16 protein-coding genes are annotated in these 18069 nt (G+C 73.6%); 10 read left to right on the top strand and 6 right to left on the bottom strand.

Translation table 11 applies throughout. The features are described 5' to 3' along the window. The first annotated feature begins 23 nt into the window (after positions 1-23). The 4 genes from AMY39116_RS0318865 to AMY39116_RS0318850 are packed head-to-tail and all read left to right on the top strand — an operon-like array spanning position 24 to position 3761. Positions 24-1319 carry an MFS transporter gene (locus AMY39116_RS0318865; RefSeq protein WP_020419196.1) on the top strand — a complete coding sequence of 432 codons (1296 nt, stop codon included), beginning with the start codon at positions 24-26 and terminating at the stop codon, positions 1317-1319. A gap of 12 nt (positions 1320-1331) precedes the next feature. Beyond that, positions 1332-2105 (top strand): cyclase family protein, encoded by a 774-nt coding sequence (locus tag AMY39116_RS0318860; RefSeq protein WP_020419195.1) that lies wholly within the window; start codon positions 1332-1334, stop codon positions 2103-2105. Positions 2106-2118: 13 nt separating this feature from the next. After that, positions 2119-2949, top strand: coding sequence for a 3-keto-5-aminohexanoate cleavage protein (locus AMY39116_RS0318855; protein ID WP_020419194.1), 831 nt, complete (start codon positions 2119-2121; stop codon positions 2947-2949). 20 nt (positions 2950-2969) lie between these two features. Further along, entirely contained in the window at positions 2970-3761 is a 792-nt protein-coding gene (locus AMY39116_RS0318850; RefSeq protein ID WP_027936048.1) for an IclR family transcriptional regulator, read from the top strand. A 4-nt stretch (positions 3762-3765) separates the two neighbouring features. Here the strand turns inward: AMY39116_RS0318850 and AMY39116_RS0318845 are convergent, their stop codons facing one another. The 3 genes from AMY39116_RS0318845 to AMY39116_RS0318835 are packed head-to-tail and all read right to left on the bottom strand — an operon-like array spanning position 3766 to position 7164. Further along, positions 3766-4590, bottom strand: coding sequence for a fumarylacetoacetate hydrolase family protein (locus AMY39116_RS0318845; RefSeq protein ID WP_020419192.1), 825 nt, complete (start codon positions 4588-4590; stop codon positions 3766-3768). A gap of 7 nt (positions 4591-4597) precedes the next feature. Next, on the bottom strand, positions 4598-5527 hold the full coding sequence (locus AMY39116_RS0318840) for a VOC family protein (RefSeq protein ID WP_027936047.1): 930 nt from the start codon (positions 5525-5527) through the stop codon (positions 4598-4600). 29 nt (positions 5528-5556) lie between these two features. Further along, complete coding sequence (locus tag AMY39116_RS0318835; protein WP_020419190.1) at positions 5557-7164, bottom strand: bifunctional 3-(3-hydroxy-phenyl)propionate/3-hydroxycinnamic acid hydroxylase; 1608 nt, start codon at positions 7162-7164, stop codon at positions 5557-5559. 134 nt (positions 7165-7298) lie between these two features. Here AMY39116_RS0318835 and AMY39116_RS0318830 point away from each other — a divergent pair, with 134 nt between their 5' ends. Together AMY39116_RS0318830 and AMY39116_RS0318825 are read left to right on the top strand one after the other, a co-directional pair. Next, complete coding sequence (locus AMY39116_RS0318830) at positions 7299-8189, top strand: alpha/beta hydrolase (protein WP_020419189.1); 891 nt, start codon at positions 7299-7301, stop codon at positions 8187-8189. Positions 8190-8203: 14 nt separating this feature from the next. Continuing rightward, positions 8204-9670, top strand: a complete 1467-nt coding sequence (locus AMY39116_RS0318825) for an NAD(P)/FAD-dependent oxidoreductase (protein WP_039791626.1) — start codon at positions 8204-8206, stop codon at positions 9668-9670. A gap of 53 nt (positions 9671-9723) precedes the next feature. On the opposite strand, the gene AMY39116_RS0318820 is transcribed toward AMY39116_RS0318825, so the two are convergent. Next, on the bottom strand, positions 9724-11169 hold the full coding sequence (locus AMY39116_RS0318820; RefSeq protein WP_020419187.1) for an aldehyde dehydrogenase family protein: 1446 nt from the start codon (positions 11167-11169) through the stop codon (positions 9724-9726). A gap of 3 nt (positions 11170-11172) precedes the next feature. Continuing rightward, positions 11173-12297 (bottom strand): NAD(P)-dependent alcohol dehydrogenase, encoded by a 1125-nt coding sequence (locus AMY39116_RS0318815; RefSeq protein WP_027936046.1) that lies wholly within the window; start codon positions 12295-12297, stop codon positions 11173-11175. 138 nt (positions 12298-12435) lie between these two features. Between AMY39116_RS0318815 and AMY39116_RS0318810 the strand changes: the two genes are divergently transcribed. The 3 genes from AMY39116_RS0318810 to AMY39116_RS0318800 are packed head-to-tail and all read left to right on the top strand — an operon-like array spanning position 12436 to position 15351. Then, positions 12436-13383, top strand: a complete 948-nt coding sequence (locus tag AMY39116_RS0318810; protein ID WP_020419185.1) for an amidohydrolase family protein — start codon at positions 12436-12438, stop codon at positions 13381-13383. A 37-nt stretch (positions 13384-13420) separates the two neighbouring features. Further along, positions 13421-14749, top strand: a complete 1329-nt coding sequence (locus AMY39116_RS43190) for an aromatic acid/H+ symport family MFS transporter (RefSeq protein ID WP_020419184.1) — start codon at positions 13421-13423, stop codon at positions 14747-14749. Continuing rightward, complete coding sequence (locus AMY39116_RS0318800) at positions 14746-15351, top strand: hypothetical protein (RefSeq protein ID WP_020419183.1); 606 nt, start codon at positions 14746-14748, stop codon at positions 15349-15351. The genes AMY39116_RS43190 and AMY39116_RS0318800 overlap by 4 nt, the downstream gene beginning before the upstream one ends. Before the next feature lie 33 nt (positions 15352-15384). Here AMY39116_RS0318800 and AMY39116_RS0318795 read toward each other — a convergent pair whose 3' ends face one another. Beyond that, a complete protein-coding gene (locus AMY39116_RS0318795; protein ID WP_020419182.1) occupies positions 15385-16293 on the bottom strand; it encodes a LysR family transcriptional regulator in 909 nt (302 codons plus the stop codon). A gap of 172 nt (positions 16294-16465) precedes the next feature. Between AMY39116_RS0318795 and AMY39116_RS0318785 the strand changes: the two genes are divergently transcribed. After that, positions 16466-17644: an MFS transporter gene (locus AMY39116_RS0318785; protein WP_020419180.1), complete on the top strand. Its 1179-nt coding sequence runs from the start codon at positions 16466-16468 to the stop codon at positions 17642-17644. The last annotated feature ends 425 nt before the right edge of the window (positions 17645-18069 follow it).

Below are 18069 nucleotides of genomic sequence, written 5' to 3'. Positions count from 1 at the left end.
GCCTTCAACGAGGAAGGAATCCCATGACCACCACGTCCACCACCGGCAGGCCGGTGGCGCTGCGCCGCGCCGCGGTCGCCAGCACCGTCGGCAGCGCGGTCGAGTTCTACGAGTTCACCATCTACGGCTTCCTGGCGGTCGTGTTCGGGCCGCTGTTCTTCCCCTCCGGCGACGCCGCGGCCTCGACGCTGTCCGCGCTCGCGGTGTTCGGCGGCGGTTACCTGGCGCGGCCGCTCGGCGGGATCCTGTTCGGCGCGCTGGGCGACCGGATCGGACGGCGGTCGGTGCTGATGGCCACCATCTTCCTGATGGGCGGCGCGTCCACGCTGATCGGCGTGCTGCCCACCTACGCGCAGGCCGGGCTGGTGGCTCCGCTGGCTCTGCTGGTGCTGCGGCTGGTGCAGGGCCTGTCCGCGGGCGGCGAGTTCACCGGGGCTCAGACCTACATCGTGGAAATGGCGCCGCCGCGGCGGCGCGGCGCGCTGGGGTCCCTGCCCGCGCTCGGGATCGGCCTCGGGTTCGGCGTCGCCTCGCTCGTCGTCGCGCTGCTGAGCACGGTGCTGACCGCGGAGCAGCTGAGCGACTGGGGCTGGCGGTTGCCGTTCCTGCTGTGCCTGCCGCTGACGATCGTGTGCCTGTTCCTGCGCCTGCGGCTGGAGGATTCGCCGCAGTTCACCGAGATCGTGGCGAAGGCGGAGCGGACCCGGACCCCGGTGCGGGACGTGCTGCGCGGGCACCTGCCCGACGTGCTGCGGGTCGGGGCGCTCACCGTCGCGACCCTCGGCCCGGGTTTTCTCGCCAAGCTGTACCTGGGCATCCACCTGGTGCAGGTCAAGGACTTCCGGCCGGCCACCGTCTACGGCCTGCTCGGCGTGGTGCTGCTGGCGACGGCGGCGCTGTTCCCGGTGATGGGGCAGGTCAGCGACCGGCGCGGGCGCCGGCCGATCGCGCGTGCCGGGTTCGCCGCGTTCGCCGTGCTGTCGCTGCCGCTGTTCCTCGTCGTCGACGGGACCTCCAGCCTGGCGGTGATCCTGCCGGTGGTGCTGGTGTTCGCCGCGATCGAACCGTTCGTCTCCGCCGCCGTCTACACGACCTTCGCCGAGCTGTTCCCCGCCCGGACCCGTTACACCGGCACGTCGATCGGCTTCAACCTCGGCACCATCGTGGCCGCCGGGCTCGGCCCGTTCCTCTGCGGGCAACTGGTCGCGTGGACCGGCTGGGGCGCGGCACCGGGGCTGTGGGGCACCGCGTGCGCCCTGCTCGGCCTGCTCGTGATCGCCATGACGAGGGAGACCGGCCGGGCCGGTCTGGCCCGCTGAGAAAGGACTTCCATGACCAGGATCGTCGACCTGTCGGTGCCGCTGCGGGCGGGCATCGCCTCCGACCCGCCGGGCCTGCTGCCCGAGATCGACTACTACTCCCACGCCGAGACCGCGCAGGAGGTGGTCTCGTACTTCCCCGGGGCCACGGTGGACGACCTGCCCGACGGTGAAGGCTGGGCCATCGAGCGCCTGCGCGTCACCACGCACAACGGCACGCACCTGGACGCGCCCTACCACTTCGCGTCCACTATGGACGGTGGCGCGCGGGCCGTCACGATCGACGAGGTGCCGCTGGAGTGGTGCCTGCAGCCCGCGGTGAAGCTGGACTTCCGGCACCTGCCCGACGGGTACGTGGCGACCGCCGCCGACGTCGAGGCCGAGCTGGCGCGGATCGGTCACGACCTGCGGCCGCTGGAGATCGTGGTGGTCAACACGGCGGCCGGAGCCCGGTACGGGCAGGACGACTACGTCTCCGCCGGGTGCGGCATGGGCCGGGAGGCGACGCTGTACCTGCTGGAGCGCGGCGTGCGGCTCACCGGGACCGACGCGTGGAGCTGGGACGCGCCGTTCGTCCACACCGCACAGCGCTACGCGCGCGAGCGGGACCCGTCGGTGATCTGGGAGGGCCACCGCGCGGGCCGCGACATCGGCTACTGCCACCTGGAGAAGCTGCACGGCCTGGAGGACCTGCCCGCCGACGGGTTCTCCATCGCCTGCTTCCCGGTCAAGATCCACGCCGCGTCCGCGGGATGGACGCGCGCCGTGGCGATTTTCGACGAGTGAAGGAGAACTGTTCGTGAGCGTCGTGATCACGGTCGCGCCGACCGGCCCGATCGCCACCAAGTCCGACAACCCGCACCTGCCCACGCAGCCGGAGGAGATCGCCGACGCCGTGGCCGCGGCCTACTCGGCCGGGGCGTCGGTCGCGCACATCCACCTGCGCGACGCCGACGGACGGCCGACGGCCGACCCGGACACCGCGCGCCGCACGATGGACCTCATCGCGCAGCGGTGCCCGATCCTGGTCCAGCTCTCCACCGGGGTGGGGCTGACGGTGCCGTTCGAAGAGCGCGCCGCGCTGGTCGAGCTGCGGCCCCGGATGGCGACGTTGAACCCGTGCAGCATGAGTTTCGGGGCGGGCGAGTTCCGCAACCCGCCGGACGCGGTGCGGCGGCTCGCGGCCCGGATGCGGGAGCTGGGCGTGAAACCGGAACTGGAGGTCTACGACACCGGCCACCTGGACGCCTGCCTGCGGCTGCGGGACGAGGGCCTGCTCGACGACGAGCCGATGCAGTTCTCCCTGGTGCTGGGCGTCGCCGGGGGGATGGCCGCCACCCCGGAGAACCTGCTGACGATGGTGCGGCGCCTGCCCGAGGGCGCGGTCTGGCAGGTGATCGCGATCGGCCGGGCGAACCTGCGGCTGACCGCGATGGGGCTCGCCCTGGGCGGCAACGCGCGCGCCGGCCTGGAGGACACGCTGTATCTGCGCAAGGGCGAACTCAGCCCGGGGAACCTGCCGCTGGTGGAGCGCACGGCCCGGCTCGCGCGGGAGCTCGACCTGAGCGTGGCCGGCGTCGAGGAGACCGCGCGGCTGCTCGGCCTCCACCCGGAGCCCGCGAAGACCTGAAACGCGGTATGGTCGTCCGCATGTCAGGACAACCGCGTACCGGGTCGTACCGGGAGCGCAACTCCACGGCCGACCGCGCCCTCGACATCCTGATGATGTTCACCGACGAGGAGCGGGTGCTCTCCGGCGCCGCCGTCGCCGCCCGCCTGGAGGTCGCCCGCTCCACCGCCTACCGCTACCTGCAGAGCCTGGTGGCCAGCCGGTTCCTGGAGGAGGCTCCGGGCGGCGGCTTCCGGCTGGGCCTGCGCGTGCTGGAACTCGGCCGCATCGCGCGCCGTTCCTACGGGCTGTCCGAGGCGGCCGCGCCGGTGATGGCCAAGCTGAGCGAAGCGGTGCGGGAAACGGTGTTGCTGACCCGTCGCGTCGGCGAGCTGGTCGTGTGCGTCGACCGCGAGGAACCACCCGCGCACCACGTCCGCCTGTCCTACGAACGCGGCAGCACCCTCCCGCTCAACGCCGGCGCGTCCGCCCTCGTGCTGCTGGCGTGGAGCGATCCGGACGAGGCCCGCGCGGTGCTGAAGTCGGCGCCCCTGCAGCGGTTCACCCCGGCGACGCTGACCGACGTCGACGCCGTGATGCGGCGCCTGGCGGAGATCCGGGAGCAGGGCTTCTCCGTCACCCGCGGCGAACTCGACCCCGACGTGCTCGGCATCGCCGCGCCGATCCGGGACGACGAGGACCGGGTGGTCGCCGCGATCAGCGTCGCGGCCCTGGCGTCGCGGGTGCCGAAGAAGCGCGAGGCGCCGATCGTGGAGCAGGTGCGGTCGGCGGCCGCCGAGATCGGCGGCCGCCTCGCCCTGATGAACGGCTGACCGGTCAGCCCTCGGCGCGCACCCGGTTGACGAGCGTGCCGATCCCCTCGACCGACACCGTGATCTCGTCGCCGTCGCGCAGGAACACCTGCGGATCGCGGCGGAAACCCACGCCGCCCGGGGTGCCGGTCAGGATGACGTCCCCGGGGAGCAACGTGGTGAACTCCGAGATCGCCGCGATCAGCGTGGGGATGCCGAAGATCAGCCGGGAGGTGTCCGAACTCTGCAGTTCGCGCCCGCCCAGCACGGTGGTCACGCGGGCGGCCGTGAGGTCCGCCTCGGCCGGGGTGACCAGGTACGGCCCGAGCGGCGTGGAGCGGTCCCACGCCTTGCCCGGCAGCCACTGGTGCGTCTTGTACTGGTAGTCGCGCATGGTGACGTCGTTGGCCACGCAGTAGCCGAGCACGTGGTCCACGGCCTTCTCCGGCGGGATCCGCCGGCCCGCCTTCCCGATGACGACCGCCAGCTCGGCTTCGTAGTCGACCTGGGCCGACTCCGGCGGCAGCACGATGTCGTCGTACGGGCCGATCAGGCTGGAGGCGAACTTGGTGAACAGCACCGGATAGGTGGGCAGGTCGCGCCCGGTTTCGCCGACGTGCGCGTGGTAGTTGAGGCCGACGCACACGATCTTGTCCGGGTTCGGCACCGGCGGGCACACCCGCGCCGCGGCCACCGGGACGGCCTCGGCGGGCCGTTCGCGGGCCGCCGACAGCACGTCGGACGGGGTGTCCCGGCCCAGCTCCGGCAGCCCGTCGAGCGGGATCAGCCGGTCCCCCTCGACCCGGCCGACTCGCCGGGCGCCGCCGAATTCGTAGGTCGCGTACGGCATGGCCGCCTCACTGCCCTTCCGAGGTGGTGCGCCAGTTCGCGAGCTGACCGCCCCACAGGTTCACGCTGCGCGGCACCGGATCCCACCGGCGCGGCACGTAGGTGACGCGGTCGTCGTGGAACTTCTCCATCTCCGCGGACAGCTCCACGTGGTTGCCCGCCGGATCGTCGAAGAACACGAACAGGTTGTTGCCCGGCCCGTGCCGCCCGGGACCCCACACCACGTCCACGCCCTCGTCGGTCAGCCGGTCGCACCAGGCCTTGAAGTCCGCCCACTCGGCGAGGTCGTAGGAGTAGTGGTCGAGCTGTCCCGGCCGGCCGCCGGCGACGACGGCGAGGGTGTGGTGGTCGCGGTCGCTGCGCAGCCACGCGAACCGGCCGTCGGCGAGCTGGTCGGAGATGCGGAACCCGGCGATCCCCACGTAGAACTCGGTCATCGCGGCGACGTCGCGCGTGGACAGGGTGACGTGCTGGTACTTGACCGGGCGGCGGCCGGTGTCGGCGGCGTGCTCACCGCCGCGGCGCACCGGGCCGTGGAAGTGGACCGTGTTGCCGTCCGGGTCGGTGCAGACCAGGCCCGGCTCACCGGTGACCGCTTCGGTCAGGTACGCCTCGTCCAGCGTGCTGACGTGGTGACCGGCCGCGGTGAGCCGTTTCTCCAGTCCCGCCAGGCCGTCCGGGTCGCGGACCTCGAAGGCGATGTGGTCCAGGCCCGCTTCGCCGGGCAGGAGGTCGAGCACGTGGTGGCCGCTCCCCCATCCCAGGCGCCGGCCGCCGCCGGGCAAGTCGTCGTGCGGCACCAGGCCGAGGACCCGGCCGTAGAAGTCGGTGGTGGACGCCACGTCGGGGACGCGCAGGCCCAGGTGGGACACCGCGGTCCGGCGCAGGCTGCCCGCGGCGCCGGGCTCGGCGAGAATCACGCGTTCGGTTGTGGGCACGGGTTTCTTCCTCTCTCCACTGTGGATGGTCAGGCGACCGGTTCGGGAACGGGGCGGCGCGCCAGGCGCAGCGGGCCGGCCAGCGCGGGCGGCTCGGCGGGCCGCCAGGCGGCGGCGACGAACCGGTCCGGCCGCAGCAGGACGACCCGGCCCCGGTAGCCGGCGAGCTCGGCGTCCAGCCCGCCGTCGACGTCGACGAGGACGCGGTGCCCCCGGGTGGACGGCATCCGGTCGTCCACCGCCACTTCCGCGACGGCCGGCGCGAGCGGGCCGGCGAGCGCCGCCGCCTCCCCCGGATCGACCCCGACCCCGAGCAGGGCCCACCCGGTGCCGAGAACCTCGTCGAGCAACCGGATGCGGTGTGCGGCGGTGTCGAACACCCGCGGCTGGCCGATCATCCGCCCGGCGAGCCCGGGTTCCCCCGCCAGCAGGCCTTCGGTGTAGACGTGCGGCGGGCGGTACCGCATGTGCTCGAAGTACGCGCGGCCGTGCTCGGTGCGCATCGCGGCGCCGATGAGCCGGTCCCGCTGCCGGGCGAGCCGGGGACTGGTCGTCATCACCACCCGGCCCAAGCGGGCCGAGAGTCGGACCGTCGCCTCGACGTGCGGGCGCCGCTCGGTCTCGTAGGTGTCCAATGCGGACTCGCCGAGCCGCCCGGCGAGCACGTCGGCGATCTTCCAGGCCAGGTTCGCCGCGTCCCGCACGCCGGAGTTGAGCCCCTGCCCGGCGAAGGGCGGCATCATGTGCGCGGCGTCGCCGAGCAGGAAGACGGCGCCGTCGCGCCACCGGTCGGCGACCACGGCGTTGAACCGGTAGTTCACTGCCCGCTCGACCTGGCCGGGCGTGATGTCGCGGTAGGGGGCCAGCAGGCGGCGCACCAGCGCGAAGTCCGGCCGCTGTCCCGGGCTGCCTTCGCCCGGGTGCAGCAGGAACTCGTAGCGGCACCGGCCGTCCCGCCCTGGCACGATCACGTGCGGGCGGGCCGGATCGCCGTGGTGCATCCCGTACCGCTGGTCGTGGTGGTCGCCGAGCACGTCGGCCACCAGCCACACCTCGTCGTGGCTGCGCCCGGTCATGCCGATCCCCAGCAGCTCGCGGACGGTGGAGCGGCCCCCGTCGCAGCCCAGCACGTACCGGGCCCGGACCAGCGACGTCGTGCCGTCGTCCTGCCGGCACCGGAGTCCGGTCCGGCCGTCGGGGCACCCGGCGAGGCCGGTGACCGTCGTGCTCATCCGGACTTCGGCGCCCGGGGCTTCGACGAGGTGTCCGTGCAGCTCGCGTTCCAGGTCGGGCTGGGCGAAGGGGTTCTTGAACGGGTACCCGTGCCGGAACGGCCACGGGCTGCCCGCGTGGAAGACGGGACGGCCGGTCGCGTCGTAGTACCTGGTCCCGGTGCCGGGCACGATGATGCGCAGCAGACGGCCGGCGAGCCCGGCCGACTGGTACACGCGCAGCGCCTCGTCGTCGATGCTGATCGCCTTCGGCTCGTCGCTGGTGCGCGGTTCGCGCTCCAGGACGACCACGTGGACGCCGCGGGCGGCCAGCAGCGCCGCCGCGGTCATGCCCACCGGCCCGGCCCCGACGACCGCCACCTCGCAGTCGGTCTCCGCGGCGGGCGGCGGTTGCTGTGTCTGCACGAAGTCTCCTCCCTTCCCCAGGTGGTGCTCGTTCACGCTAAGCCACCGGTGTCCTGGATACAAGAACTTGTGTTGCGCTTTTCAGGACAGTACCGTTCGGCGGGACAGCGCCGGAGAAGACAAGGAGCTCCCCTGTGAGTTCGGAACAGCTCGAGCAACTGAAGAAGAACCTCCGTGAAGGCCCGCTCGACATCGGCGGACCGGTCGCCGAGACCCGGCGGATGTTCGAGGCGATCCACGCCGATCTCCCGGTCCCCGACGACGTGCGGCTGTCCGAGACCAGGCTCGGCGCGGTGCCCGCCCTCGCCGCCGAGCCGGCCGGGGCGGCCCGCGACGCCGCGATCCTCTACCTGCACGGTGGCGCCTACGTCGTGGGCAGCTCGCGCAGCGCACGCGCGGTGGTCGCGGCGCTGGCCGCGCAGGCGGGCTGCCGGGCCGTGGCCGCGGATTACCGCCTCGCCCCGGAACATCCGTTCCCGGCGGCCGTCGGCGACGCGCTCGCGGCTTACCGCGCCCTGCTGGACCAGGGGATCGACCCGGGCCGCCTCGCGCTGGCCGGCGACTCCGCCGGCGGCGGGCTGGCGATCGCGACGCTGGTCGCCGCACGCGACGAGGGACTGCCGTTGCCCGCCGCGGCCGCGGTCTTCTCCCCCTGGGCCGACCTGACCCTGTCGGCCGGCTCGCTGATCAGCAAGGCCGACGCCGACCCGGCCCTCACGGCGCGGTCGCTGAGCACCCGCGCCGCGGACTACCTCGGCGGGCAGGACCCGCGCACGCCGCTGGCCAGCCCGGTGTTCGCCGACCTGACCGGCCTCCCGCCCCTGCTGATCCAGGCCGGCACGGCGGAGATCCTGCTGGACGACGCGGTCGGCCTGGCCGCCGCGGCGGCGCGCGCCGACGTGGACGTGGACCTGCAGATCCGGGCGGAGATGCCGCACGTGTGGCAGACCTTCGCCGCGTTCCTCGACGAAGGCAGGCAGGCGCTGACCGCGGCGGCGGCCTTCCTCGTGTCCCGTTTCGACTGACAGGCGGTGTGCTGATGACCGACTACGACGTGGTGGTGATGGGGGCGGGCGTGGCCGGGCTGGGGCTCGGCGCCCGGCTCAAGGCCCGCGGGCAGCACGACTTCCTCGTGCTAGAGCGGGCCGCGGAGGTGGGCGGCACGTGGCGCGACAACACCTACCCCGGGTGCGCGTGCGACGTGCCGTCGCACCTGTACTGGTACTCCTTCGACGAGGAGCCGCCGGACTGGAGCCGGATCTACCCGAGCCAGGGCGAGGTGTTCGCGCGGCTGCGGGAGTTCGCCGAACGCACCGGCGTCCTCGGGCACGTCCGGCTGAACACGCGGGTCGTCGCGGCGGACTGGGACGAGGCGGACCTGCACTGGCGGGTGACGACCGCGGACGGCGGCACGATCACCGCGCGCGTGTTCGTCTCCGCCTGCGGGCAGCTGGCGGAACCCAGCTACCGCGGCATCGCCGGGCGCGAGCGGTTCACCGGCGTTTCCTTCCACTCCGCTCGCTGGCGCCACGACGTCGACCTGACCGGCAAGCGAGTCGCCTGCGTCGGCAGCGGCGCCAGCGCCGCGCAGCTGATCCCCGAGATCGCCGCGGTCGCGGCGAAACTGACCGTGTTCCAGCGCTCGGCGCCCTACGTGCTGCCCCGCGAGGACCGCCCGTACACCGAGGCGGAGCTGCGGGCGTTCCGGGAGGACCCGGAGGCGCTGGCCAAGAGCCGCGCCGAACAGTACGCCGAACGGGAGCGGCAGTTCTGGGCGCTGGAGCCGGGGTCGGACGTGGCGCGCGAGACCGTGCGGATCGCGCGCGAGCACCTGGAGGCGCAGGTCGCCGATCCGGTGCTGCGCGAGAAGCTGTGGCCCGGCTACGCGTTCGGCTGCAAGCGCCCCGTCATCAGCGACGAGTACCTGCCCGCGTTCACCCGGCCCAACGTGGACCTCGTGACCGCGGGGGTCGCCGGGGTGGAGCCGGACGGCGTGCGGGACGCCACCGGCGCCCTGCACCCGGTGGACGTGATCGTGTACTCGACCGGGTTCGAGTCGCTGAAGTTCCTCAACGGGCTGCGCGTCACCGGCCGCGGCGGGACGGACCTGCACGAGCAGGCGTGGCGCGAGTCGCCGCAGGCCTACCTCGGGATGGCGGTGCCCGGCTTCCCGAACTTCTTCATCCTCTACGGGCCGAACACCAACCTCAACCACAACTCGATCATCGCCATGCTGGAGGCGCAGTACGACTACCTGCTGCAGGCCTTCGCGCGGCTCGGCCCGGACGCCCCGGCCCTGGACGTGCGCCCGGAGGTGGTGGCGGCCTACAACGACCGGCTGCAGCAGGACCTCGCCCGCAGCGCGTTCGCCACCGGGTGCTCGAGCTGGTACGTCGGCGAAGGCGGGCGGGTGGTGACCAACTGGTGGGGCACGGTCGACGCGTACAAGGCCCGCACGGCGCGGTTCGACCCGGCCGAGTACCGCACGGTCGGTTCCCCGGCCTGACCGGGCGAACACGCGGAAGGAGCCGCCCAGGCACGCCTGGGCGGCTCCTTCCGTCATGCCTGGTGCCGGTAGAACGTCCGCTGCTCGGTGAACGTGCGCACCGACTCCAGACCGCCGAGCCGGCCGAACCCGGACGCGCCGAGCCCGCCGAAGGGCACGTGCGGCTCGTCCCCGACCGACGGACCGTTGAGGTGCACCGCGCCGGTGCGCAACCGCCCGGCCAGGCGCTCCGCCGCTGCTGCGTCCGCCGTGATCACGCTGGCGATGAGGCCGTACTCGGAGGAGTTCGCGAGCGCGACCGCCTCCTCGTCGCCGGCCACCGGATGCACCGACACCACCGGGGAGAACGCCTCCTCGGTCCACAGGCGACAGTCCGGGCCCACGCCGGTGAGCACGGTCGGGCGGGCGAGACCGCCGTCGAGGTCGGGGCCGCCCGACCGGACGCGCGCACCCTTGCCGACCGCGTCGGCGACCAGCGCGCGGAACCGCTCCGCGGCCCGCCCGTCGATCAGCGGCCCCAGATCGGTGCGCTCGTCGCGGGGATCCCCGGTCACCAGGGCTTCGGCCGCCGCGGACAGGCGCGCCACCAGTTCTCCGGCGCGGTCGGCGTGCACGATGATGCGGTCGGTGCACATGCACACCTGCCCGCTGTTGGCGAACGACGCGGTGACCAGCGCCGGGGTCCACGCTTCCAGGTCCGCGTCGGCGCGCACGATGGTGGCGTTCTTGCCGCCCAGCTCCAGCACCGACGGAGTCAGGGCACGGCCGGCCAGTTCCGCGATCGACCGGCCCACCGGCGTGGAGCCGATGAACACCACCCGCCGCACGTCCGGATGCGCGATCATCGCGGCCGTCACCTCCGGCCCGGCAGCGGCGTCGGTCGTGACGACGCCGACCACGCCCGCGGGCAGGCCGGCCTCGTGCAGCGCGCCGGCCAGCAGGTGGCCCGCGGCGATCGGCGCGTGCTCGCTGGGCCGCACCACCACCGCGTTGCCCACGGCGAGGGCGATGGCGATCGAGCGGGCGCAGAGGATCACCGGCGCGTTCCACGGCACCAGGGCGAGCACAACCCCGGCCGGCTCGCGCCGCGAGAACGTGACGGTCCCCGGGTCGTGGGAGGGCAGGATCTCCCCCGTGGCGACGGTGACCACGCCCGCCGCCTCCCGCAGGGTCGCCGCCGCCTCCCGCACGTTCATGTCGGCCCACCCGCGGACCGCGCCCGTCTCCAGGGCCAGCGTGTGCCGGTGGGCGTCCAGGTCGCGTTCGAGGATGTCCGCGGCCGTCAGCAGGACGCGCCGACGTTCGCCGACGCCGGTCGCGGCCCAGGCCCGCTGCGCTGCCGCGGCGGCTGTGACGGCGGCTTCCGCGTCGCGCGCGGTCGCCGCGGCGACGGTCGCCACCGGTTCGCCCGTCACGGGCGAGATGTCGGGAAAGGTGCCACCGGCGGCCGGGTGGTGCTCTCCGCCGTACCAGAGCGGGGTGAGGGTGTCAGTGCGCACGGGTCACGCTCCGAAGACCAGGACGGGCTTGATCGTTTCGCCCGACGCGGCATCCCGCGCGGCGGTCTCGATGTCGGCGAACGGGTAGCGCCGGATCAGCCGGTCCAGCGGGAACCGGCCCGCCCGGTGCAGGGCGATCAGGTGCGGCACGAACGACTCGGGCTCGCTGTCGCCGAGGGTCACCCCGACGATCCGCCGTCCGGGCAGCAGGGCGTTGACGTCGAAGGCGGCGGTGGACCCGGCGTGCGGGGCGCCGATCACCGCGCAGGTGCCGCGCACCGCGAGCGCTCCGATCAGCCCTTCCAGAACGGCGACGTTGCCGGTGGTCTCGATCGCGAGGTCCACCCCGGCGCCGCCGGTGCGGTCGAGCAGGTCCTGCCTAAGGTCCTGCCCGGTCGCGTGAACGGTCTCGGTCGCGCCGAGCGAACGAGCCAGGTCCAGCCGGGACGGCACCCGGTCGACGACGATGATCCGCTCCGCCGCCGTGGACGCGGCGGCCATGACGGCGGCGAGCCCGACCGCGCCGGCGCCTGCCACGACGAGCGAGGCGCCCGGCCGCGGCCGCAGCACGTTGAGCACCGCGCCCGCGCCGGTCTGGAAACCGCAGCCCAGCGGCGCCAGCGTGATCAGCTCGTCGTCGGAGGTGTCCGGAGGTAGCGGGATCACACTGCGTTCGTCGGCGATCGCCATCTCCGCGAAGGACGACTGCCCGAAGAAGTGCGCGTGCAGCGGCCGGCCGGCGGCGTCCCGGACGGTGGGCGAGCCGTCGGCGCGCGCCCCGCCCAGCAGGTTGGCCGTCAGGTGCTGCGCGCAGTACGCGGGGTGGCCGGACCGGCACGCGGCGCACCGGCCGCACGAGGTGAAGGTGAGCAGCACCCGCTCCCCCGGGCGCACCCGGGTGACGTGGCCGCCGGTCGCGACGACCTCGCCCGCGCCCTCGTGCCCGAGGATGCCGGGCAGCGGGAACGGGATGACGCCGGAGCGGACGCTGAGATCGGTGTGGCACATCCCGGCTGCCCGCATCCGTACGAGGACTTCGCCGGGTCGCAGGTGGTCCAGGTGGACGGTGGTGAGCCGGAACGGACTGTCCGGACCGGACACCACCGCGGCCGAGGTCACTACGGGCATCGTCGCCCCTCCAGAGTAGCTGAGTCCTGATTATCAGGTCTTGTATCCTGTGATACGAGACTATACTGTGGCGAGCACGGTCGATGTCCAGCCGCGCACCCGGTTCCCCGGTCCGCGCACTGACCCGGAAGGGCGGAAATGACCTCATCACTCGTCGACGTGCACTCCCACTTCGTCACCGGCGACTACATCGCGGCGGCCCGGCAGGCGGGGCACGACGTTCCCGACGGCATGCCCGGGTGGCCGTCCTGGTCGGCGGAGGAGCACCTGCGGCTGATGGACGACGCCGGGATCGGCCAGGCACTGCTGTCGATCTCCTCCCCCGGTGTCCACTTCGGAGACGACGACATCGCCAGGGACGTGGCCCGGCACGTCAATGACTTCGGCATCGCGGTGGCCGCGGCGCACCCCGGCCGCTTCGGCCTGTTCGCGTCCCTGCCGCTGCCCGATGTGGACGGCGCGATCGCCGAGATCCGCCGGGTCCGCGCCGAAAGCGGGGTCGCCGGGTTCTCGGTGATGTCCAACGCGCACGGCGTGTACCTGGGCGACCCGCGGTACGCGCCGCTGTGGGCCGAACTCGACCGGCACGAGGCCGTGTTGTTCGTGCACCCGACGAAACCGCTCAACGCCGACGCGGTCGCGCTGGGACGGCCGCTGCCGATGATCGAGTTCCCGTTCGACACGGCCCGCACCGTCGTCGACCTGATCTTCGCCGGCGTCCTGCTCCGCCACCCGCGCATCCGGTTCGTGTTCACGCACAGCGGCGGTGTCCTGCCGCTGCTGATGGACCGGGTGGAACTGTTCCGCGGCAGGGCGCTCGGCATCGGCGACGGCGATCCCGCGGAGAGCGCCCGCATCCAGCTCGGCAAGCTGTGGTTCGACTGCGCCGGCACCCCCATGCCGACCGCGCTGTCCACACTCGCCTCCGTCGTGGGCACCGACCGGTTGCTCTTCGGCACCGACTACTGCTTCACCCGGCCCGCCCAGGTGCTGGCCGGGATCGGCGAGATCGAAAAGGCGGGCGCCTGCCCGGCCGGTGGCAGCTGGCTCGATCTGTTCCGCCGCAACACCAAGGCCCTGCGCTAGCCGGCCCCGACCTGTTCGCTTGCACAAGGAGGTCCAAGTGAGCACCACGCCCACCACCGTCGGCCACGGCGCGGCCAGGGTCACCGTGACCCGGACGTCGCCCGCGATCATGCTGCTGTGCGGCGCGGCCCTGATCTTCGAGGGCTACGACATCTACGTCTTCGGCGTCGCCGTGCCCTCGCTGCTCCAGCACCCCGGGTGGACGCTGAGCCCGGGCTACGCCGGGGTGATCGGCTCGGCGGCCGTGTTCGGCATGCTGCTCGGCGCGCTCGTCGCCGGCATGTTCACCGACATCATCGGCCGCCGCCGCATCTACCTGGCCACCGTCACCGTCTTCTCGCTCGGCATGCTGCTGTGCGCCGTGGCGCCCACCCCCGAAGTGCTGCTCGTCGGCAGGCTCATCGTGGGCATCGGCGGCGGCGGGTTCATGCCCACGGCACTGTCCATGGTCGTCGAGTTCTCGCCGGAGGGCAGGCGCAACCTCAACGTCTCCCTCGCCCTCGTCGGAGTGGGGCTCGGCGGCATCCTCTCGGCGTTGCTGGGCATCTGGCTGGTGCCGGCCTGGGGCTACCGGGCGCTGTTCTGGATCGGGGTGCTGCCCCTGCTGATCCTGCTGCCGTTCGCGCTGCGCAGGCTGCCCGAGTCCGTGTCGTTCCTGGTCTCGAAAGGACGGATCGCGGCCGCGCGCGAGCAGATCCACCGGTTCCGGCTGCCGCTGGAGCTCACCGAGATCCCGGGCGCGCAACCGGTCAGGGGGCGGGAGCGCCCGTTCGCCGCGGCCGGGTCGCTGTTCGGGCGACGGCACCTGCGCGCCACCGTGGTCTTCTGGATCGGCACGGCACTGTGCCTGCTGCTGATGTTCGGCACCAACACGTGGCTGCCCTCGCTGATGACGAAGTCCGGGTACGGCATCAGCTCCGCGCTGTCGTTCCTGGTGTTCCTCAACCTCGGCGCGGTCCTCGGTTCGCTCGCCGGCGCGGCCGTCGCCGACCGGGTCGGCCCCAAGTACGTGGTGATCGCCGGTTTCTGCTCCGCGGCGCTGGCGCTGGCCGCGCTGTCCCAGCAGCCCGCGCCCGCCCTGGTGTACCTGCTGGTGGTCTTCGTCGGCGCGGGCGGGGCGGGCACGCAGAACCTGCTCAACTCCTACATGGCCACCTACTACCCGCCGTCCAACCGCGGCAGCGGGCTCGGGCTGGCGCTGGCGTTCGGCCGCATCGGCGGGGTCGTGGGCCCGATCTACGGCGGCCTCATCGTCGCCTCCGGCGCAGGCACCGCCACCGGGTTCCTGGCCTTCGCGCTCGCCCCCGTGGTGGCCGCGCTGGTGCTGACCTTCGGGCCCCGCGTCCCCGGGCGGGCCGCGTCGTGACCGCGGTGCTCACCGGCCACGAGCACCAGCTCGTGCACCAGATGGACGCCGTCGACGAACTCCTGGCCCGGACCGCCGACCCCCACCACCGGCGCATCCTGCTGAACTTCCGGCAGCACGTCCTGCTCGAAGTGGCCGGGCGCCACCACGAGTTCCTGACACCGGCGATGATGGCCGCCGATCCGGTCTACCGGCTGAGCGAAGGCCGGGCCGGCATCGTGCTCAGCGGGCTGGAGGAGATCGGGCGGTTCTACGACGAGGTGCGGCGGGCGGAAGCACTGGTGCTGTGGACGACCTGGCTCCGGCCCGCCGTCGCCGACTGGGGTTTCGCCGCCGAGGCCTGGTTCCACCGCCAGCTGCCCGGTCGCTTCCTCGCCCGCACCGGCGCCGACGTGGACGATCCGGCGGCGACCTACCTGGTCAGCTGCCGCGCGGCCTTCATCTGGCCGTACGACGAGCAGGGCAGGCTCGAAGGCGAGCACGTGTACGAGGATCCGGGCAGCGTCACGACGCGGAAGCTGACGCCCGCGGAGGTGATCACCCCGGGACGGGCGGCCGAGCTGCTCGCCCCCGTGATCGCCGCCCACCCCGGTCCGGGCTGAGCCAGCCGCTCACCGGGCTGACGCCCGCCCCGCTCACCGGGTGAGCAGGGCGGGCGTCAGGCGCTCCAGCTCCGCCAGTGCCGCGGCCACCGCGGCGTCGCCGCGCGCGCCCGGCCGGGTGACCGTCAGGATCTTGCGCCGCGGCTCCTCCGTGCACGTCAGCCGGACCACCGGGGCGGTCTCGGGGACCCGGGCCAGCCTCGGCACCAGCGCCACCCCGAGCCCGTGCGCCACCAGCGCGATCGTCGCCTCCCAGTTGACCGCGTCGTGGGCGACCGGCGGGGTGAAACCGGCCGCGCCGCAGGCGGACAGGACGTGGGTGCGGCACGTGCACGGCGCGCCGGGCACGATCCACGGCTCGTCCGCGGCCTCGGCGAGCTCCACCCGTTCCCGGGCCGCGAGCCGGTGGCCGGCCGGGACCAGCAGGTCGAACGGGTCGTCCAGCAGGGGACGCTGGTCGAACCGGGCCCGGTCGCGGGGCGGCTCGTCCGGTTTGGCCTCGACCACCGCCAGGTCCGCGTCGCCGTCGAACAGCAGGTCGAAGCAGTCTCCGGCCTCGGCCTCGCGGATCCGCGGGGTCAGCCGCGGGTGACGGGCGGCGAGCGCGGCGGCGGCCGGGGCGAGCAGCGCGCTCACCGCGCCCGGGAACCCGGCCAGCCGCAGCAGCCCGGCGGGCTGGTCGTCGTCGGCGCGCAGGTCCCGCTCGGCCACCTCCCAGCGCGCCTGGATCTCGTCCGCGTGCGCCAGGAGCCGTTGCGCCGCCGGTGTCAGCCGCACGCGGCGGCCGTGGGGTTCGAGCAGCGTCACCCCGAGCTCCCGCCCCAGCTGGCGGATCTGTTGCGACGCGGCCGACGGGGTGAAGTGCAGGGCCTCCGCCGCCGCCCGCACCGTGCCGTAGTGGTCCACCGCGCGGAGCACGTGGAGCCGCCGCAAGTCGATCATGTAGCTGATTCTTCACGGTCATGTCCGGAAACACAACCTGGACCTACCCGGTCCGGCGACGCACGCTGGAACCAGGAGGTGCCCGCATGATCACCGTGTGGTTGTCGTTGTTCGCCGAAACCGTGGTGGCGACCGGAATCGCCGCCGCGCTCGTCCGCTGGTCCGCCCGCCGGTGAGGGCGATCTGGCTGGTGGTCGGCCTGGTGCTGCTGACCCTCAACCTGCGCGCGGCCATCACCGGCGTCCCGCCGGTGCTCGGCGAGCTGCGGGAGGAGTTCGGCCTCACCGGCGTCGAGGTCAGCGTGCTCACCACCCTGCCGGAGCTGTGCGTGGGCCTGTTCTCCGCGCTCGCGCCCGCGCTGGCCCGCCGGATCGGCACCGAGGCGGCGATCACCGCGGCGCTCGTGGTGCTCACGGCCGGGCTCCTGCTGCGCGCGATCCCCGGCCGGGCGGCGTTGTTCGCCGGGACCGTGCTGGCCGGAGCCGGTGTCGCGACCGGCAACGTGCTGGTGCCCGCGGTCGTCAGGCACGCCTTCCCCGGCCGCGCGGGCACGTTCACCGGCCTGGCGATGATGCTGATGTCGGTCAGCGGCGCCGCCGCCGCGGGCCTGGCGGTACCGCTGGAGCAGGCGGGCGGCTGGCGGCTCGCGCTCGTCGCGTGGGCGGTCCCGGCGCTCGTCGCGGCACTCGCGTGGGGCCCGCTCACCCGCCGTCGCGCCGCCGAACCCGTTCAGCAGGCCGCGGGTTCGCTGCTGCGCGAGCCGCTGGCCTGGTCGGTGATGGTGTTCATGGGCATGGCGTCGCTGATGTTCTACACGCTGACGTCGTGGCTGCCGCAGATCATGCGCGAGCAGGGGTTCCCGGCCACCACGGCGGGCACGATGAACTCGGTCATCATCGTCATCGGGATCCCACTCGGGTTCGCCGTGCCGGTCCTCGCCGCCCGGATGCGGGACCAGCGGCCGCTCGTCGTCGCGGTGGCCGCGCTGATGGTCCTCGGCCTGGGCGGCCTGCTGGTGGCGCCCGGGGCGGGCTGGCTGTGGACCGTGGTGTTCGGCGTCGCCACCGGCAGCGCCTTCCCGCTCGCCCTCACGCTGCTCAACCTGCGGTCCCCCACGGCGGAGATCACCGCGCGGGTGTCCGGCATGGCGCAGTCCGGTGGTTACCTCCTCGCCTCCACCGGCCCGCTGACGTTCGGCCTGCTGCACACCACGACCGGCGGCTGGCACGCCTCGATCTGGCTGCTGCTCCTGCTGGTCGTGCCCGAGCTGGTGTGCGGGCTCGCCGCCGCGCGACCCGGCCTGCTGCGCCCGCCGGAGCCGGTGGTCACCTCCGCCGCGCCGCTGCCCTGATCACGGAGCGGATCCTCCCGGTGGCGCGGCCGTGGCCGCGGCGCGACGGCCGCGAGTTCGCCCACCACGCGGGGACAGCCGGCGATGTTCAGAGGCCGCCCGCACACGGGAGGTCGGCATGGGATGGACGCGGCCCGTTCCACGCCCGTGCCGACGTCGAACCGGAGGTCGTGGTGCCGCCCCTTGTCAGCAACGGCGGCCGCACGATGGCGACCGTGCGGAGCTTCGTGGCGGGCAAGCTGCGCCGCGAACAGGCCGCAGGAACGGTGCCCCTGAGGCCGAGGTGGAGCTCGTCGCGGAACGCATGGTGCGGATCTCCGCGTCGGTCCTGGTCACCCCGAGCCTGCTCGTCGACCTGGACGACGAGGGAGCAGCTGCGGGACATCGCGCGCCGCTTCCTGGTGCCGATGCTCGCCCTGATCGCG

The organism is Amycolatopsis sp. ATCC 39116 (genome assembly GCF_000231075.2).
Taxonomy (GTDB): Bacteria; Actinomycetota; Actinomycetes; order Mycobacteriales; family Pseudonocardiaceae; genus Amycolatopsis_E; species Amycolatopsis_E tucumanensis.
This window is presented reverse-complemented; position numbering and strand designations above follow the sequence as displayed.